We start from the raw sequence: 727 nt of genomic DNA, 5'->3' as shown, positions 1-727 counted from the left end.
CTTCACAAATTTCAGTTTTATCATCATCATATGTATTTGTAAATTGCATTAATTCAACTTCTTTTAATAAAAGTCTTCTCTTCCCGTTTTCAGAATTTATATCTGAATAGTCCAGGTAATTATCTATAAAATTAATCTGTATAATTTCAAGCATTTCTTTGGAATGTTTATCCCATGCTCTGTATTTAATTTCTTTCATTAATTTCCTCCTACTCTCTAATTAGCTCTCAAAAATGATATCCAGCATAATCTTTTCTTCACTATTTTTAGGTAATTCTATTTTTATATCCTTTAACTTTTTTTCAGGGTTTTCAAGCATGAATTCATTTAATCGTTCATTTGCTTTGTCCAGTTCTTCAAAATATTCTTTTTGTTGTTCCGTACTGATACCCTTTAGTTGTAAATACTGAAATAAATTAAACATTTTTCCTCCAATCAAGAGGGGAGTGATCCCCACAGAATTTTATTTCTTTCATAATTCTTCTTATTATTTTTCCATAATGATTTTTTTGTAAATATTTTCGGCTGTCAATTTTGGAACATCAGTTAATTTATTTGCTCCAATATTTACACACCATGCAATAACTTCTAACTCGTGTTTTGTAAGTTTTAATATATATAACTCTTTTTTTATAATTTTCATAGTTAGACACCTCTAAATTTAATTGTTTTCAGCATTAGCCCTGAATTTAGCGACAGGATCAAAATCCATTCCTTCAGCTGTGAT

3 protein-coding genes are annotated in these 727 nt (G+C 27.8%); all 3 read right to left on the bottom strand.

Annotation, left to right across the window (positions count from 1 at the left end):
* Nucleotides 1-199, bottom strand: a 199-nt coding sequence (locus tag NK213_RS17820) for a YopX family protein (protein ID WP_253351715.1), incomplete at its 3' end; no start/stop codon positions are given.
* A 21-nt stretch (nucleotides 200-220) separates the two neighbouring features.
* Nucleotides 221-424, bottom strand: coding sequence for a hypothetical protein (locus tag NK213_RS17815; protein WP_253351713.1), 204 nt, complete (start codon nucleotides 422-424; stop codon nucleotides 221-223).
* Nucleotides 425-487: 63 nt separating this feature from the next.
* Nucleotides 488-643: a hypothetical protein gene (locus NK213_RS17810; protein ID WP_253351711.1), complete on the bottom strand. Its 156-nt coding sequence runs from the start codon at nucleotides 641-643 to the stop codon at nucleotides 488-490.
* Nucleotides 644-727: the final 84 nt, after the last annotated feature.

This window comes from Sebaldella sp. S0638 (assembly GCF_024158605.1).
Taxonomy (GTDB): domain Bacteria; phylum Fusobacteriota; class Fusobacteriia; order Fusobacteriales; family Leptotrichiaceae; genus Sebaldella.
The sequence above is the reverse complement of the archived record's forward strand: the minus strand, read 5'-3'. Positions and strand labels throughout refer to the sequence as shown.